Consider the following 16,648-nt stretch of genomic DNA (forward strand, 5'->3'; position numbering starts at 1 on the left):
GGACATGTCGATTTCAAAAGCTGTCATCCTCAGCGCGGGCAAAGGCTCGCGCCTTCTGCCGCTCACCGCGGACCTGCCGAAGTGCCTCATCGATCTCGCCGGCAAGAGCCTGCTGGAATGGCAGCTCGACGTCCTCCAGGGGGCCGGCGTCTCCGATATCGTCGTCGTGACCGGCTTCCGCGACCATCTCGTCGATGCCGTTGCCGCCAAGCGCACCGGCGTGCGCACCCTCTTCAACCCCTTCTACCATGTCGCCGACAATCTCGGATCGGTGTGGATGGCGCGGGAGGAATTTGCCGGCGACGTGCTGCTGCTCAACGGCGACACTTTGGTGTCGGCCGCGCTTGCCGAGCGCGTCGTCACTGCGCGGACCGGGCCGATCGCGGTCACCGTCGACGAGAAGGACAGCTACGATTCGGACGACATGAAGGTGCTTCGCGACGGCGATCGTCTGCGGCGGATCGGCAAGGCGCTGGAGCCGGGCGAGTATAATGCCGAATCGATCGGCTTCCTCGCCTTCCGCGGCGAAGGCGGCGGCGCCTTCATTCGCCAGGTCGAGGCGATGATGCGCACGCCCGACGGCACCCGCCGCTGGTACCTGCGCGCGATCGACGAACTCGCTCGCGCCGGCGCCGACGTTCGCACTGTCTCGATCCACGGCGAAGAATGGCAGGAAGTCGATTTCCCGGAGGATGTCGTCAAGGCCGCGGCTCTGACCGCACGCTGGGCGCTCGCCGAGAAGCAGGCCGCCGCTTAACCGGGCCAGGCTTGGCGGAGCCAGCCGACCAAGTCTGCGATCTGCCCCGAATCGAGATCCACGGCGTCGCCGAGGGCGGGAGCCTTCGGCCAGCCGGCATCGGCAATGGCGATGCCGCAGGCAGAGCGCTCCCCCGCATAACGGGGGATGACGTGGAAGTGGACGTGCGGATCCACCATCATCAGCATCAGATAGTTGATCTTGTCATAGGCGACGGCCGCGCCGAGCGCGGCTTCGATGTCGGAAATCGTGCGCTGCATTTCGGCGAACGCCGCGGCGGGCAGGTCGGAGAAGGCGGTCGCCTCTCCCTTGGCGGCGAGCACCAGGCTGCCGAGGGTTGGCTGAGAGGGCCTGAGCAGCACCACCCAATGATCGTATTCGGCGACGAGCGTGCCGGGGTGGCCGAAGCGGTCGATGGTCGCATTCATGGCTATTGTCCTCAGGCGAGCCAGGAGGTCACCGGCCGCCCGCGTGCGTCCGCCGCGAGCGCCTGAACCAGCTGGGCGGCGTGCACGACGAGCGAGATCAGCGTCCACGCCGCCACCGCGATCAGGCCCCAGTCCGGCCGCCCGACGGCGAGGAAGGCGAGCAGGATCACCATGTTCGGATTGCGCCGCGCGGTGATCAGCCGGAACCAGCTGTCGAAGCGCCGCCAGACGTGGATGTGCATCTTGTAGCGGCGCATGAAGATGCCTTCGATCACCCGCTGGACCACATATCCCCCGATGATCGCCAGGAGCACCCAGGCGAAGGTTTCGCCGGCAAGCGGCCGGCCATAGGCATGAAGGCCGACGCCCCAGGCCCACCACCAGAAAGGCGGATGGACGAGATCGATGCCATGATCGAAGATGTTGCCCAGCGGCGACGAGGTGATCGTGCAGCGGGCGAGCTTGCCGTCGACGGTGTCTAGCACCATGAAGCCGAGCCCGACCGCGAGCCCGGTCCAATAATAGCCCTCGAAGAACAGGAAGGTCGCGGCGATGCAGAGCAAGGCGCCGACCGCGGTCACCTGGTTGGGCGTGATCCCGAAGCGGGCCGCCCAGCGGGTGAGCACCAGCGCCCATTCCGGCCAGAGATATTTGGTGAGCAGATCGGTCACGCCCTTGTAGGCGCCGAAATAGCTGGCGCGCTCAAGGGCCGGAACCGTTTCCGGCGTCAGGCGGCCGAGAAACGGCTTCTCGCGCTTGCGCAACGCCTCGTTGCCGAGGCTGCCCAGATCTTCATAGGCGATCACGGTCAGGGCGCCGGCAGCAAGCGCCTCGCCATGGCCCATCGCGTAGGTGACGGCGAGACGGGCATCGAGATCCTCGACATGGGCGAGAACCGGTACGCCGCCGAGGGTCAGCACGTGATCCGGGCGCTCGGCCATCCAGCGCAGCCACGCCGGATCCCAGACGAAATCGAGATTGGCGACCAGCGGGCCGCCGCCGGCGCCGGATGCGAAGTCGACATCCTGCGCCGCCGCGATCCGGGCCAGCCGCTCGCGCGGGGTCAGGCCCCAGAGCCGCGTTCGATTGGTCCCCGCCGGGAGAACGGCATTCATTCTTTGCATTCCTTCGAGACTAGGCTTCGATGCGGCTACGGCGCATCGGTGACAATCAGAAGAGATCGGCGGCAACACCCTGACAAAGGCTGCCGTTCAACACCGCCTCCTTCGCCCAGGCGAGATCGTCGGCGAAATAGCGATCGGCCGCATAATGCGGCACGTTGGTCCGGATCGCGGCGCGCACCGCCTCCAGCTGGGGTGAGGTCTTGAGCGGCGCGTGGAAATCGATTCCCTGGGTCGCCGTCAGCAGCTCGATGCCGATCACCCCGGCGGCGTTGCCGGCGATCCGGCGCGCCTTGGTCGCGGCATGGGTCGCCATCGAGACATGATCTTCCTGATTGGCCGAAGTCGGTATCGAATCGACGCTTGCCGGAAAGGCCAGGCTCTTATTCTCCGAGACGAGCGCCGCTGCGGAGACCTGGGCGATCATGAAACCCGAATTGACGCCGCTGTCGCGCACCAGGAACGGCGGCAGGCCGCTCATCTTCGGGTCAACCAGCACCGCCGTGCGGCGCTCCGAGATCGATCCGGTCTCGCACAGCGCCATCGTCAGGATGTCCGCGGCGAAGGCAACCGGCTGGGCGTGGAAATTGCCGCCCGAGAGCGCTTCGTCGCCTTCTGCGAACACGACCGGATTGTCGGTGACCGCATTGGCCTCGATCTCCAGCGTGCGCGCGGCATTGCCGATCAGGTCGAGACAGGCGCCCATCACCTGGGGCTGGCAACGGAAGCTGTAGGGATCCTGCACGCGCGGACAGTCTTCGTGGCTGTGGCGGATCTCGCTGCCGTCGAGCAGGCGCTTCAGCGCCGATGCGACGGCGATCTGGCCCGGCTGCCCGCGGGCGGCGTGGATCCGCGGGTCGAAGGCCGCATCGGTGCCTTTGAGGGCATCGACCGAGAGCGCGCCGCCGACGAGCGCGGACGCGAACACGCGTTCCGCCGTGAACAAGGTGTCTAGCGCAATCGCGGTCGAAACCTGGGTGCCGTTGATCAGGGCCAGCCCCTCCTTCGGGCCGAGCACAAGGGGCGCCAGTCCGAGCCGCGCCAGCGCATCGCCGGCCGCAAGCGTTTCGCCGGCAAGGATGATCCTTCCCTCGCCGAGCAGGGCCGCGCTCATATGGGCGAGCGGTGCGAGATCGCCGGACGCGCCCACCGAACCCTGGCTCGGGATCAGCGGCAATGCATCCGCCTGAAGCAAGGCCAGCAGCCGCTCGACGACCACGCGCCGCACGCCGGAATGGCCGCGGCCGAGGCCGATCGCCTTCAGCGCGATCACCAGGCGCACCACCTCGGGCGACAGCGCATCGCCGAGGCCGCAACTGTGCGAGAGGATCAGGTTGCGCTGCAGTTCTTCCAGCCGCTCGCCCGGTATCCGGGTCTGCGCAAGCAGCCCGAACCCGGTGTTGACCCCATAAACGGTCCGGCCCGACGCGACGATCCGCGCCACCGCATCCGCGGCGGCATCGATCGCGGCCCATCCGGACGGCGCCAGAGCCACCGGCGCCCCGGCCCAGATCCGGCGCAGGTCGGCAAGCGAGACGGCGCCGGGACGCAGCTCGATCATCGTCCCACCATCGGCAGGTCGAGCCCCTGCTCGCGGGCACAATCGATGGCGATGTCGTAGCCGGCATCGGCGTGGCGCATCACACCGGTGCCCGGATCGTTCCACAGCACCCGCTCCAGCCGCTTCGCGGCGGCCTCGCTGCCGTCGGCGACGATCACCATTCCGGAATGCTGCGAATAGCCCATGCCGACGCCGCCGCCATGGTGCAGCGACACCCAGGTCGCACCGGACGCGGTGTTGAGCAGGGCGTTCAGCAGAGGCCAGTCGGACACCGCGTCCGACCCGTCGCGCATCGCTTCGGTTTCCCGATTGGGGCTGGCGACCGAACCGCTGTCGAGATGATCCCGGCCGATCACGATCGGCGCCTTGAGCTCGCCGCGTGCGACCATCTCGTTGAATGCCATGCCGAGGCGATGGCGCTGCCCCAGCCCGACCCAGCAGATCCGCGCCGGCAGACCCTGAAAGGCGATCCGGTCCCGCGCCATGTCGAGCCAGCGGTGGAGGTGCGGATCGTCCGGTATCAGTTCCTTTACCTTGGCATCGGTACGGTAGATGTCCTCGGGGTCGCCCGACAATGCCACCCAGCGGAACGGCCCGACGCCGCGACAGAAGAGCGGTCGCACATAGGCCGGGACGAATCCCGGAAAGTCGAAGGCGTGGGTGACGCCCTCGTCCTTCGCCACCTGGCGAATGTTGTTGCCGTAATCGAAGACCGGAATGCCCATTGCGCGAAACGCCAGCATCGCCTCGACATGTTTCGCCATGGAGTCGCGCGCCGCTTTCTCGACCGCTTCGGGATTGCGCTCGCGCGCCTCGATCCACTGCTCGACGCTCCAGCCGGCCGGAAGATAGCCGTTTACGGGATCATGGGCCGAGGTCTGGTCGGTCACCGCATCCGGCCGGATGCCCCGTTGCACCATCTCGGGCAGGACCTCGGCGGCGTTCCCAAGCAGCCCCACCGAAGTCGGCACGGCGGCGGTGCGGAGGATCTCCAGCGCCTCGTCGATCGAGCCGGCCCGGCGATCGAGATAGCGTGTCTCCAGCCGTTTCTCGATCCGGCTCTCCTGGCATTCGATGGCCAGGCAATGGGCGCCGGCCATCACTGCCGCCAGGGGCTGGGCACCGCCCATTCCGCCAAGGCCGGCGGTGAGGATCCAGCGGCCTCTGAGATCGCCGCCATAATGCTGGCGGCCCATTTCGGCGAAGGTCTCGTAGGTGCCCTGAACGATGCCCTGGGTGCCGATATAGATCCACGACCCTGCGGTCATCTGGCCGTACATCATCAGGCCCTGGCGATCGAGCGCGTGGAAATGCTCCCACGTCGCCCATTTCGGAACCAGGTTGGAATTCGCGATCAGCACCCGTGGCGCATCTTCATGGGTCCGGAAGACTCCGACCGGCTTGCCCGACTGGACGAGCAGGGTCTCGTCCTCGTCCAGCCGCTCGAGGGTCTCGACGATCCGGTCGAAGCTCTGCCAGTCGCGCGCGGCCCGGCCGATGCCGCCATAGACGACCAGCTCCTCCGGAGCTTCGGCGACGGCCGGATCGAGATTGTTCTGGAGCATCCGCACCGCAGCTTCGGTCACCCAGCTCTTCGCCCGGATCTCCGACCCGGTCCGCGCCCGGATCGAGCGGCTGTTGTCGCGCCTGTTCAGCATTCTCATCCTCTGATGTCCGGCCGCTTCTGCCAGCCGCTCGCTTCGCGCGGTAGAAGCTGGCAGCCGCTTCGACAAGCCGCGCTCAGGCATCCTCTCCGGCGACGATGCGGCGCTCTGGCCCGGGATGCCCCACCCAGTAACAAAGCTCGGCCGGCCTCCCGATCCGCCATATGCACAGATCGGCGGCAAGGCCGGGCGCGATCATGCCCACCTCGTGATCGAGCGCCAGCGCTTTCGCGGCATGGCGGGTCATGCCGACCAACGCTTCTTCGGGCGTGAGCCGAAACAGGGTGCATGCCATCGACAGCATCAGGGTCGGCGACAGCATCGGCGACGTCCCCGGGTTCAGATCGGTCGCGATCGCCATCGGCACTTCATGCTTGCGCAGCAGATCGACTGGCGGCCTGCGAGTCTCGGCAAGGGCGTAGAACGCACCGGGGAGCAGCACCGCGACCATGCCGGCAGCCGCCATGGCGGCGACGCCCGCCTCGTCCGCATGTTCGAGATGATCGGCCGAGAGAGCGCCATGTTCCGCGGCCAGCGCCGCGCCGGAAAGGTTGCTGAGCTGCTCGGCGTGGAGCTTGACCCGAAGGCCATGCGCGTCGGCGGCCTCGAACAAGGATCGTACCTCGTCCGGAGTGAATCCGATCCCCTCGCAGAACGCATCAACCGCGACCGCGAGCCCGGCTTCGGCGACGGCAGGGATCATGTCCTCGATCGCAAGCTCGACATAGGCGTCGCGGCTGTCACGATGCTCGGGCGGCAGTGCGTGCAGCGCGAGCAGGGTCGGTACGACCCTGACCGCCTCGCTCTCGCCGAGTTGCTTCGCGGCCTCGAGCATCTTGATCTCGGTCGGGGTATCGAGCCCGTAGCCGGATTTGATCTCCACCGTGGTAACGCCGCCGCGCATCAGCGCGTGCAGCCGCGGCCGTGCCGACTCGACGAGCTGGTCGAGGCTGGCGAGCCGGGTTGCCTTTACGGACGAGAGGATGCCGCCGCCGGCGCGGGCGATATCCTCATAGCTCGCGCCGTTCAGGCGCTGCTCGAACTCGCCGGCGCGATCGCCGCCGAAGACCAGGTGGGTGTGGCAGTCGATCAGGCCCGGTGTCACCCATGCGCCGCCAAGCGTTTCCACGCGCCCGGCGCGGTAGCCGGCGAGATCGATGCGTCGTCCGACCCTGACGATTCGGCCGTCCTGGATGCCGATCGCGCCGTCCTCGATCGCGCCGAAGGCACCGGGCACCGCCGGGTCCATCGTGGCTATGTTGCAGTTGGTCAGCAGCCTGTCCCACATGGCTCGCATTCATGGCGCAAGGGCGTGTATGGGTCAAAGCATGGCATGGAATTCGATTGCCGATCTGATCGCGCTCACAGGCGAAGTGGCGCTGCTCGGTGCGCCGATGGAGGCGGGCTCGGTGACTCCGGGGCGCTGCGATCTCGCACCCGCGGCCGTTCGGCGGACGCTCAAGCGATTCAGCACCTACGATGTCGAGAGCCGTGCGGAGCTCGGGCTGGCGCTCGCCGATCTCGGTGACGTGCCGGTTCAGGGCCTGCTGCCGGCCGACGGCTACGAGCCGATCCGCAACGCGGCCGCGGCGGCGGTGGCGCAACACCGACTTACCCTTCTGATCGGCGGCAACAATGCGGTGACGCGGCCGGCCGCCCACGCCCTGGGCGTGCCGCTCGACAAGGTCGGCCTGATCACCCTCGACGCGCATTTCGATCTGCGGGAGACCGATCAGGGCCTGCTCAACGGCAATCCGATCCGCGCCTTGCTCGAAGATGGGCTGCCGGGGCGCAACATCTGCCAGGTCGGCCTGGCGCCGTTCGCCAATACCGCCAAGATGCACCAGGATGCGGAGGAAGCCGGGATCGGCGTCTACACCATCACCGATTGCCTGGACCGCGGCATCGGTGCGGTGCTCGCAGAGGCGCTCGCACGGCTCGATCATACGGACTCGATCATGGTCGATTTCGACATCGACGTGATCGATCGCGGCCAGTGCCCGGGGGCACCGGGGGCGCGGCCTGGGGGTATGCCGGTGCGGATGTTCTTCGAGGCCGCGCGCTGGCTGGGGGCGCAGCCGCGCATCTCCCTGGTCGATCTCACCGAATTCGATCCGAGCCTGGACGTCGGCGACATCACCGCTTTGACCGCGGGACGTTGGGTTTGCGAGATCCTCGCGGGCTTTTCGCACCGGGATCGTTAAGCGAGCATCTCCTTCAGCGGCACGGTCGCGTCGGCAAGCCGTGCGGGATCGATGATGGCGCGATCGAGGATCAGCTTGCGGCCCTGAACATAATCCCGGACCGTGTTGACGCAGTCGAGCGCGATCACGCGCCCTTCCAGCAGATACAGGAGCGAGAAGCTGCGTTCGGCCGGGCTTCCCCGAACGATCGCCTGGTCGTAGCCGATCGACAGGCCGACCGTCTGCAGCTTCAGATCATATTGGTTGGACCAGAACCACGGCACCGACGAATAGGGCTCCGGCTGGCCGAGGATCGCCTTGGCGGCGACGGCCGCCTGATCATGGGCGTTCTGCACCGATTCGAGCCGGATCCGAAGGCCACCGGCGAAGCCGTTCTCGTGCGCAGCGCAATCGCCGATCGCATAGATATCGGGCAGGCTGGTTCGACACAAGGAATCGACATCGACCCCGTTCGCGCCCTCGGCACCCGCGGCGAGAAGCGGCGCCACCGCCGCCTCGATGCCGATACCGACGATCACCATGTCGGCCGCCACCGTCTCGCCCGATTGGAGCACGACTCCCCGGACTCGCCCGCTTTGCCCGTCGATGCTCAGCACGGCAGCGCCTAACCGGATATCGACCCCTTGGCCCCGGTGCTCCGCCTCGTAGAAGTGCGAAATCTCGGGTCCGGCGACCCTTGCCAGTAGCCGGTCGAGCGCTTCGATCAGCACTACATCCTTGCCGAGCTTGCGCAGCACTGCCGCGCTCTCCAGTCCGATATAGCCGCCGCCGATCACCACGACCCTGCGCACGCCTTCGAGCTCGGCGCGAATTGCGTCGACCTCAGCGCGGCAGCGGACGACGTGGACGCCGGCGAGATCGCCCCCCGCGCAGGAAAGCCGACGCGGAGTACCGCCCGTCGCCCAGATCAGGCTGCCATAGGAAAAGGTCGCGCCGGCCGCGGTGCGGACCGTCCGGGCGGAAGGATCCACCGCGACGATCCGGGTGCCGGGGTGCAGCACGATCTCGCGCTCGGCCCAGAAAGCCGCCGGGCGGATCAACAATCTCTCGAACGGCTTTTCACCCGCCAGGTAATCCTTGGAGAGCGGTGGCCTCTCGTAAGGGAGTTCGGGCTCATCGCCGACCATCGCGATGGTGCCCTCGAAGCCCAGCTGGCGAAGCTGGATCGCGGATTGCGCACCGGCATGGCCGGAGCCGACGATGAGGATGTCGTAGTGAGTCATAGCAATTCCTTACCCGTGCGCGGACGCGAAGCCAATCGCCACCTTGTTCGAGCCGCGCTCGCGAGTAAGTAGTTTTCCGGAATGCGGAAATCGCGCAGCGCGCCACATCGGTGGCCAGAACATCCTTGGAGTGGTTCGGGCCGTGAAGCATGAGCGTGTAACGGAAGAGGCGATCGCAGCGCTGATCGAGACATTCTACGGCAAGGTTCGGCAGGACGCGCTGATCGGCCCGGTGTTCAACGAAGCGATCGGCGACTGGCCGCACCATCTCGAGAAGCTCCAGGCCTTCTGGTCCTCGGTGATGCTCGGCACCGGCCGCTACAAAGGACGGCCGATGCCGGCCCACGTCAAGCATGGTGCCCGCATTTCGCGCGCCTCCTTCGATCGCTGGCTGGCGATCTGGCGGGCTACCACCGCCGAACTGTTCGCCGAGGGTCCCGCCGCCGTTTTCGCCGAGAAAGCCGATCGAATCGCCGAGAGTTTGTTGATGGGGATAATGTTTCACAGCGATCGCGCGGCACTGCTTCGCGCCGAGCAGGCCGCGGCAGCTCCGGCGCGCTGGAGCCCCGACGAGGCGGCCTGAGCCTCTAGCGGCTCGGTGGCCGGTGCTTCGGTGCCGAGTCCGACTGGCGCCGGATCAGCTCGAAATCGAGCAAGCGGTGCGGCGGCTCCTGCGCCCTGCCGTCGCGCTGGTCGCGGATGAGGTCGGTAAGCATCATCACCGCTTCCTCGGACATGGTCGAAACCGGCTGACGAATGGTGGTGAGCTCCGGCCAGATCGTCGTCGCCAGTGGCGTATCGTCGAAGCCGCAGACGGAGAGATCGGCGGGTACGTCGAGGCCGCGCCGGTGCGCGACCGCGACCGCCGCGGCCGCCATGTCGTCGTTGCTGGCAAAGATCGCGGTCGGTTGCGGATCGATGGTGAGCAGGCGTTCCGCCGCATCGAGGCCGCTATGGTAGGTGAAGGTGCCCCCGGCGATCATTGCATCATCGACGCGCAACCCGGCGTCCGCCATCGCCTTGCGGTAGCCGTCGAGCCGCAGGCTGCTGGAGGCATGCTCGGCCCGCCCGGTGATGAAGCCGATCCGACGATGCCCCAGCGTGATCAGATGACCGGTCATCGCTTCCGCGGCGGCGAAATCGTCGATGCCGATCGAGGCAAGGCTGTTCGAGGGGCGCATCGATCCGGTTGCGATCAGTGCGATGTTGGCGGCGCGCAGACGCGCGACCAGGGGTTCGGCATCGCTGACCGGCGGCGGCAGAATCGCGCCGTCAAGCCGGGCGCCGATCAGCATGTCGGCGGCCGCCTCGAGATCCTCTCCCGGCATGTAGCGCTTGACGATCAGCTGGGCATTGACCTGACCGCAGCGTTCGAGTGCCCCGACCAGGAATTCGCTGAGATAGGCGGCGTTGGGGATGCTGCACAGGAGGCCGATCCGAACGACACCGCCGCCGGCCAGCGTCCGCGCGGCCGGATTGGGCAGGAAGTTCAATGCGCGGATGGCCGCGTCGACCTTCTCCCGCGTGGCCGGCCGCACGCTTTTCTCGCCGTTGATAACCCGCGAAACGGTCATCGACGAGACGCCCGCGCGCCGGGCAACGTCGTGAATGGTCGCCGCGCCCTTCGGGCGGCGTGCGAAATCCTGTTCCACTTGGCGTCTTCAACCTAGGCTCGAGGGTCGGCCTCTCGGATAGCGCCCTGCAGGAGCGCCGTCCAACCGCCGCAAGGAATCGCCGGCACGTAACCTGGCCGGCGTCCGGAGAGTGACGGCCGGACGCGCTGTCGGCAAGATGGGAGATCGCAGTCGGCCGAGGCAAACCGGGACATGCGGTTCGGACCGTTGCCCCATGAACATTTCGATCCGGCAACGAAAACGCAGATAACCTGCCTCTGCCGCCAGTGCGCGGTGTCTATCTGGCGTCGACCCACCCGAGCGCTTCGGAAATGCGTTGCGCGCTGCCCGCGATGAGATGCTGAACCGCGTCGAAGTCGACCGCCTGCGAGCCATCGATGAATTCGAGAAAGGGCACCGTCAAAGCCGCCACCACGCCGCCGTCGAAACCGAATACCGGATAGGAGATATCGCGAACGCCGGCGGCCTTGGCGCTGGCCATCGTCTCGAAGCCGCGCATCCGCACCCGTGCCAGTACGTCGCGCAAGGCCTCTTCGCCGAGATGCGGTGGGAAGCGGCACCTGGAGAGGGTCGCTTCCAGCGCTTCGGGTGCCGAAAATGCGAGCAGGACGTGGCCCGAGCTGCTGGCGACCAGGTCGACTAGGGTGCCAAGCCGAACGGACAGGCCGATCGCGCCGGGATTCTCCTGGCGGAGCAAGATCATCGCCCGATCGCCATGCTGGACGACGAGGTGGCAGGATTGCTCCGCCGCCTCGGCGAGCGCGTGCATGACGGGCGTGGCGACGTGGGCGAGCTGCTGCGCCGGGGTGGCACGATAGGCCAGCTCGAGCACCTTGTAGCTCACCCGGTAGCGATCGGATTGAGCATCCTTGAACAGCCATCCCCGCCGTTCCATCACCACGATCATCCGGAAGATCTGGCTGATCGTCAGTCCAAGGCGAGCAGCGATCTCGCTGATCGTCAGCCCCGAGGGTTCGCCGGCGAGGAGCTCGACGACGTCGAAACCCTTCTCCAGCGCCGGCGCGGAATAGCGGGTCGCGGACGGTCGCGCGCCGCCTTGCTGGTGATCCGCCTCGGCCATGCCAAAACGCTATCGGGGCGGCGGCAAGCGCGCAAGCAGACCAATCCGGGGAGAAGCACTTGCGCCAAAAAAGAACGCGCGCCGAGGCGCGCGTCAGGGGAGGCTCATGGCTCGCGGCGAACTAGCTTCTGATGCGAATGCTGAAGCCGATCCGGCGGTCGTCGAGTTGATATTCGCGCGGGTGCTCGGGGATGTTCTGATACTGGATCTTGCGCGCGTTGCGGAGATTGACGACGTCGAGCACCAGGCTGATGTTCGGCGTCACGTCGTAGGACAAGGAGGCGTCGATCTGCCCATAGGCCTTGTAGTAGATCGGGATCGCGCCGGTGCCATTGCCGGTGATCGTGTCGAGATAATCGTCGCGCCAATTGTAGGCGGCACGGAAGCGAAGCCCGCCCTTCTCGTACAGGCCGACGAGATTGTAGCTCCACTTCGACAGCCCGGGCAGAGTGGTCGGAACCCTGGTGCCGTTCGGCAGGGTGCCGACTGCGCCGGGCGCCGAGCTGTCGACATAGGTGACGTTCGCCTGAACCCCAAGCCCATCGAACGGCGCGGGCAGGAAGTTGAAGAAGGTGTTGCCGCCGATCTCGAAGCCTTTGGCAGTCCCCTTGGTGCCGTTGACAAGCGAGGTGACGGTGAAGGTCTGGACACCGGCGCCGGGCACCTCGGCCTCGAACGGGTAGACCGATGTGGTGAGGAAGTTTCTCAGCTGCTTGTAGAAGACGGTTCCGAACAGCAAGCTGCTGCTGTTCGGGAAATATTCAATGGCCGCGTCCGCCTGGTTCACGGTCAGCGGCTTCAACGCCGGATTGCCGCCTGTGCCGGTGCGGTCCCGAAAGGACGGCGGATCTCCGGGATTCGCCGTCACGTAGTTTTCGGACAGGTTGAAGATCGCCCGCAGATCGTAAAAGGGCGGGCGCGACAGGCCCTTCGAGGCAGCGGCGCGGAGCTGGAGATCGGGTCTCAGCCTGTATCTGAGATTGAGGCTCGGAAGCGCCTTCGTGTAGCTTTGCGAGATGTCGATCGGGCTTTGCACGATGATGTCGGACCCGGTCGGGGTCGTCCGATAGCTGAGCCTCGTCTGGCCGGTCGCCCGGTTCTCGGTCCGGACGACCCGTACGCCGACATTTCCGCTGAGCGCGTCGTCGTGGCCGAAGCGGAGCATCGCATAGCCGGCGTAGGTCTTCTCGCTCTGGGTGTTGATGTCGTTGCCGGTATAGTCGATCAGCGGACGTCCGGTGCCGGACGCGCGCTGATAAAGCTCGTCGTAGAGCGTCTGCGGATAGAATAAGCGGTCGAAATCCAGCGACGGCACCGTCTGCACATCCGATTTGCCGCCGAAGAAATTGTCCGTGAACGGATTCGCGATCGCATAATCGCTGAACGGCACCGCATTGCCCGCCCACGGTGCCGACAGGAAGGTCCAATTGTAGGGCGTCGAGCGGTTGACGGCCGATCGATCGGTGTAGCGGACTCCGGCGGTGAACGCCCTGAGCGCGCTTTCGTCATCGAAATCCCATTCGAGATCGGCGCGCGCGGTCTTCTGATCGGCGTCGCTGTCCTCGAGATGGTCCATGACCGCGTTGATGTAGAAGTTGCGCGGGTCTTCCGCCCCCGCCGGGCCGAAGGTGACGCGCGGTGTCTTGCCGGCGAGATCGATGAAATAGCTGCCGGCGTCCCGCTGCCCAAAGGCCGAGTAGCTGCGGTTGACCGAGGTCGATTTGATATATTGCAGGTCGGCGCTGAGGTGCAGGCGATCGCTCGCCTGCCACTTGACGCCGCCCGCCCAGTCCGTGGTCTTGTTGTGGGTGAAGGCGACCTGATTGTTGCTCGCGGTCGTGATGCCGTCATAGCCGCCGGCGACGAAGGTGCCGTCGTCGTCGAACGCGAAACCGGGCAGCGGGGTAAGGCCGTTGACGCCGTTGACGTCGGTACCGCGCGTGACGAAGTGGCTGAGGTTCGAGGCTTCCTGATAGTAATTGGTCTGGAAGACCTGGGCATAGAATTCGAGATTGGTCGACGGCGCCCATTGAATCGCGCCGTACAGTCCCTGACGATCGCGATCACCGAAGAAGGTCGCGAAACCCGCACCGTCGGGTACCGAGCGGGGGCCGGAGAGGCCTGCCGGCAGGTTGGTGGTGTCGACATAGGGTTCGACGACGATTTCGTCTGAGCGGTAATTGCCCTGAAACCAGGAAAAGTTCAGCAGCACGCCGATTTCACCGATGCCCGTATCCCAGCGATTGCTGGCGAGAAGCGATCCATTGAACTTCCAGCTGTCGCTGAGGCTGTAATTGTTCACGCCCACCGATCCCGCGACCAGATACCCCTTCTGGTCGAAAGGCATCCGCGTGCGGAGATTGACGAGACCGCCGATCGCCCCCTCGATCATTTCGGCGGACGGATTCTTGTAGACATCGACGCCGGCGAGCAGTTCGGAGGGCACGTCTTCGAAGCCGAGCGCCCGGCCGCCGCTTGCTCCGAAGCTGTCCCGCCCATTCACCTCGGTGCGGACCTGGGTCAGACCGCGAATGGCGATGCCCGAGCCCTCGCCGCGATTGCGGGTGATCTGGATGCCCGAGATACGCTGAAGCGCCTCGGCGACGTTCCGGTCCGGAAGTGCGCCGATATCGACGGCGGTGATCGAATCGACGAACTGGTCCGAGTTGATCTTGATCGCCTGCGCGGACGAGATGCTGGCCCGGAGGCCGGTGACGACGATGTCCTCCTCCGCCTCGCTCGCCTCGGGGGCAACCGGCGGCTGGCTCTGGTTCGGATCGCTGGCGAGGTCGGGTGCAGGCTGAGTCTGCGCGGAGGCAGGGACCGCGAACACACCGGCGACGCCGAGCCCCAAGACCGAGACTCCGGACCGCAACACAGCGAATCTAAGGGAACCCCTCATGCGCTTCCTCTCCCTATGTCGGCACTCTCAGGCGCCTCCTGCGGGCTTCACCCGTCACTGATGAAAGAAGCTATCAAGTATGAAAGCGACTTTCAAATTCTTTTCTGCTACGCCTGTGGGGACGCTCGACACGGGCGCGGGAGGGGAAGGGTCATGGATCCCATTCGCAGCATCATCGTCGTCGGCGGCGGAACCGCCGGGTGGATGGCGGCCGCGGCCTTGTCGAAGCAGCTCGAGAACAGCCCAACATCCATCACTCTGGTCGAATCGCCGGAGATCGGCACGATCGGCGTCGGCGAAGCGACCATCCCGCCGATCATCCAGATGAACCAGTTGCTCGGGCTCGACGAAGACGAGTTCGTCCGGGAGACCCGAGCGACCTTCAAGCTCGGCATCGAATTCGAGAATTGGGGAGCGATCGGCGAGCGCTACATGCACCCGTTCGGCCGCTACGGCGGCGACATCGGCACGCTCGATTTCCACCATTATTGGCGGCGCCTGCGTGCGCTGGATCCGGCGGCCGCCGGAGACATCGGCGATTACTCGCTGCCGATCATGGCCGCCCGGCGCGGCAAGTTTCAGCGTCCCGAACCGAACCCACGCAACGTGCTGTCCAACATCGCTTACGCCTTCCATTTCGACGCGGGTCTCTATGCGGAGTATCTGCGGCGGCAGGCCGAGGCCCGCGGGGTGGTGCGGCACGCGCGCCGGATCACGGATGTCGCGCTGGCCGGGAATGGAAATGTCGCGTCGGTCCTGCTCGACGGCGGCGAGCGTCTCGCGGCGGACTTCTTCATCGACTGCTCAGGCTTTCGCGGCCTTCTGATCGAAGGCGCGCTCGGGACCGGCTACGAGGATTGGTCGCATTGGCTGCCCTGCGACCGGGCGGTGGCGGTGCCGAGCGAACGTGCGGGGCCGCCTCCCCCGTACACCCGGTCGACGGCACAGGCCGGCGGCTGGCAATGGCGGATCCCGCTGCAGCATCGCACCGGCAACGGCTATGTCTACAGCAGCCGCTGCCTGTCGGACGACGAAGCGGCCGCCGCGCTGCTCGCCGGCCTCGATGGCGCGCCGCTCGGCGACCCGAGGCCGCTGCGCTTCACCACCGGGATGCGGCGCAAATTCTGGAACCGCAACGTCCTGGCGCTCGGCCTCGCCGCAGGGTTCATGGAGCCGCTCGAATCGACCAGCATCCACCTCGTCCAGGCGGGACTCTCGAAACTGTTCAATCTGTTTCCCGATCGGGGCTTCGCCGAAGCCGACATCGATTTCTACAATCGGAGCTTCCGAGAGGATTGGGAGCGTATCCGGGACTTTCTGATCCTCCATTACCATGCCACCCGCCGCGACGACTCGGCTCTGTGGAACCACGTGCGGACAATGGAGATACCCGGCACGCTGAAGGCGAAGCTGGAAGTGTTTGCCAGCCGCGGACGCATCTTCCGCGCCTCGGACGAGCTGTTTGCCGAGTCGAGCTGGCTTGCCGTGCTGGAAGGCCAGGGGCTTCGCCCCACCCGCTATGACCCGCTCGCCGACGCGATGCCCGAGCAGGTTCTCCGGTCTAAACTCTCCGGCTTGCGGGCGGTGATCGCACGAGGGGCCGATGCGATGCCGCGCCACAGTCAGTTCATCGCCGATCATTGCGCTTATGCCGGGCCGAAGGCATCCGGCACGGCAGCGACCATGGTCGGTTGACCCAGGCCGCACAATGATCGAGCGCAATGCCATGACGAAGCCAGATGGGGCGAACTCGCCCGGACCCGATGCCAATCCCTCCCCGCGATTGCTGCTGCTCGACGAAGGCGACAACGTTCTCGTCTGCACCCGCCCGATCGCGGCCGGCGACCAGTTCCTGATCGACGGCCGCCTCCATGCCGCCCAGGTTGCGATACCCGTCGGCCACAAGGTCGCGCGCCACGCGCTCGCCGCCGGCGACAAGGTCTTGAAATACGGCGCACCGGTTGGCTCGGCCAATCGTCCGATCGCAGCGGGCGAGTGGATTCACCTGCACAATCTCGACAGCGACTACATCCCGACCCACTCGCGCAAGACGGTCGGGTCGGGCAGCGGAGG

General features: G+C 66.3%; 14 protein-coding genes (1 of these 14 cut by a window edge). 5 read left to right on the top strand and 9 right to left on the bottom strand.

Going from position 1 to position 16,648, the window contains the following annotated elements; all coding sequences use genetic code 11:
* Window positions 1–4: 4 nt before the first annotated feature.
* Window positions 5–757 carry an NTP transferase domain-containing protein gene (locus ETR14_RS09465; protein ID WP_129384379.1) on the top strand — a complete coding sequence of 251 codons (753 nt, stop codon included), beginning with the start codon at window positions 5–7 and terminating at the stop codon, window positions 755–757.
* Here the strand turns inward: ETR14_RS09465 and ETR14_RS09470 are convergent.
* The 5 genes from ETR14_RS09470 to hutI form a co-directional block, all read right to left on the bottom strand.
* A complete protein-coding gene (locus ETR14_RS09470; protein WP_129384380.1) occupies window positions 754–1,185 on the bottom strand; it encodes an HIT family protein in 432 nt (143 codons plus the stop codon). The two genes, ETR14_RS09465 and ETR14_RS09470, sit on opposite strands and share 4 nt — an antisense overlap.
* 11 nt (window positions 1,186–1,196) lie before the next feature.
* Window positions 1,197–2,309, bottom strand: a complete 1,113-nt coding sequence (locus ETR14_RS09475) for a CDP-alcohol phosphatidyltransferase family protein (RefSeq protein ID WP_129384381.1) — start codon at window positions 2,307–2,309, stop codon at window positions 1,197–1,199.
* Between the two features lie 46 nt (window positions 2,310–2,355).
* A complete protein-coding gene (gene hutH / locus ETR14_RS09480; RefSeq protein WP_129384382.1) occupies window positions 2,356–3,867 on the bottom strand; it encodes a histidine ammonia-lyase in 1,512 nt (503 codons plus the stop codon).
* The gene (gene hutU, locus ETR14_RS09485) at window positions 3,864–5,522 is read right to left on the bottom strand and encodes a urocanate hydratase (RefSeq protein ID WP_206186074.1); all 1,659 of its coding nucleotides are present in this window, start codon (window positions 5,520–5,522) and stop codon (window positions 3,864–3,866) included. Before hutU ends, hutH begins: the two co-directional genes overlap by 4 nt.
* 85 nt (window positions 5,523–5,607) lie before the next feature.
* Complete coding sequence (gene hutI / locus ETR14_RS09490; protein WP_129384384.1) at window positions 5,608–6,828, bottom strand: imidazolonepropionase; 1,221 nt, start codon at window positions 6,826–6,828, stop codon at window positions 5,608–5,610.
* 31 nt (window positions 6,829–6,859) lie between these two features.
* Between hutI and ETR14_RS09495 the strand changes: the two genes are divergently transcribed.
* Window positions 6,860–7,735 (top strand): arginase family protein, encoded by an 876-nt coding sequence (locus tag ETR14_RS09495; RefSeq protein ID WP_206186008.1) that lies wholly within the window; start codon window positions 6,860–6,862, stop codon window positions 7,733–7,735.
* On the opposite strand, the gene ETR14_RS09500 is transcribed toward ETR14_RS09495, so the two are convergent.
* Window positions 7,732–8,958 carry an NAD(P)/FAD-dependent oxidoreductase gene (locus tag ETR14_RS09500; RefSeq protein WP_129384386.1) on the bottom strand — a complete coding sequence of 409 codons (1,227 nt, stop codon included), beginning with the start codon at window positions 8,956–8,958 and terminating at the stop codon, window positions 7,732–7,734. The two genes, ETR14_RS09495 and ETR14_RS09500, sit on opposite strands and share 4 nt — an antisense overlap.
* A gap of 142 nt (window positions 8,959–9,100) precedes the next feature.
* Between ETR14_RS09500 and ETR14_RS09505 the strand changes: the two genes are divergently transcribed.
* A complete protein-coding gene (locus ETR14_RS09505; protein WP_129384387.1) occupies window positions 9,101–9,541 on the top strand; it encodes a group III truncated hemoglobin in 441 nt (146 codons plus the stop codon).
* A 4-nt stretch (window positions 9,542–9,545) separates the two neighbouring features.
* Here ETR14_RS09505 and ETR14_RS09510 read toward each other — a convergent pair whose 3' ends face one another.
* From ETR14_RS09510 to ETR14_RS09520, 3 genes are all read right to left on the bottom strand, one after another.
* Window positions 9,546–10,610 (bottom strand): LacI family DNA-binding transcriptional regulator, encoded by a 1,065-nt coding sequence (locus ETR14_RS09510; protein WP_129384388.1) that lies wholly within the window; start codon window positions 10,608–10,610, stop codon window positions 9,546–9,548.
* Between the two features lie 259 nt (window positions 10,611–10,869).
* Window positions 10,870–11,673 carry an IclR family transcriptional regulator gene (locus ETR14_RS09515; protein WP_129384389.1) on the bottom strand — a complete coding sequence of 268 codons (804 nt, stop codon included), beginning with the start codon at window positions 11,671–11,673 and terminating at the stop codon, window positions 10,870–10,872.
* A gap of 121 nt (window positions 11,674–11,794) precedes the next feature.
* Window positions 11,795–14,575 carry a TonB-dependent receptor gene (locus ETR14_RS09520; RefSeq protein WP_129384390.1) on the bottom strand — a complete coding sequence of 927 codons (2,781 nt, stop codon included), beginning with the start codon at window positions 14,573–14,575 and terminating at the stop codon, window positions 11,795–11,797.
* Window positions 14,576–14,728: 153 nt separating this feature from the next.
* Between ETR14_RS09520 and ETR14_RS09525 the strand changes: the two genes are divergently transcribed.
* Window positions 14,729–16,270, top strand: a complete 1,542-nt coding sequence (locus ETR14_RS09525) for a tryptophan halogenase family protein (RefSeq protein ID WP_129384391.1) — start codon at window positions 14,729–14,731, stop codon at window positions 16,268–16,270.
* A gap of 31 nt (window positions 16,271–16,301) precedes the next feature.
* Window positions 16,302–16,648, top strand: the 5' portion of a protein-coding gene (locus ETR14_RS09530; protein ID WP_129384392.1) for a UxaA family hydrolase. Its footprint extends 7 nt past the window's final position; the window shows 347 of its 354 coding nt (coding positions 1–347); its start codon is at window positions 16,302–16,304; the stop codon falls past the right edge of the window.

The organism is Sphingosinicella sp. BN140058 (genome assembly GCF_004135585.1).
Lineage (GTDB): Bacteria > Pseudomonadota > Alphaproteobacteria > Sphingomonadales > Sphingomonadaceae > Allosphingosinicella.

Excerpts from the sequence above, each read along its gene's own strand:
- ETR14_RS09465 (WP_129384379.1), top strand. The coding sequence starts at position 5 with ATGTCGATTTCAAAAGCTGTCATCCTCAGCGCGGGCAAAGGCTCGCGC.
- ETR14_RS09470 (WP_129384380.1), bottom strand. The coding sequence starts at position 1,185 with ATGAATGCGACCATCGACCGCTTCGGCCACCCCGGCACGCTCGTCGCC.
- ETR14_RS09475 (WP_129384381.1), bottom strand. The coding sequence starts at position 2,309 with ATGCAAAGAATGAATGCCGTTCTCCCGGCGGGGACCAATCGAACGCGG.
- hutH (WP_129384382.1), bottom strand. The coding sequence starts at position 3,867 with ATGATCGAGCTGCGTCCCGGCGCCGTCTCGCTTGCCGACCTGCGCCGG.
- hutI (WP_129384384.1), bottom strand. The coding sequence starts at position 6,828 with ATGCGAGCCATGTGGGACAGGCTGCTGACCAACTGCAACATAGCCACG.
- ETR14_RS09495 (WP_206186008.1), top strand. The coding sequence starts at position 6,860 with ATGGCATGGAATTCGATTGCCGATCTGATCGCGCTCACAGGCGAAGTG.
- ETR14_RS09500 (WP_129384386.1), bottom strand. The coding sequence starts at position 8,958 with ATGACTCACTACGACATCCTCATCGTCGGCTCCGGCCATGCCGGTGCG.
- ETR14_RS09515 (WP_129384389.1), bottom strand. The coding sequence starts at position 11,673 with ATGGCCGAGGCGGATCACCAGCAAGGCGGCGCGCGACCGTCCGCGACC.
- ETR14_RS09520 (WP_129384390.1), bottom strand. The coding sequence starts at position 14,575 with ATGAGGGGTTCCCTTAGATTCGCTGTGTTGCGGTCCGGAGTCTCGGTC.
- ETR14_RS09525 (WP_129384391.1), top strand. The coding sequence starts at position 14,729 with ATGGATCCCATTCGCAGCATCATCGTCGTCGGCGGCGGAACCGCCGGG.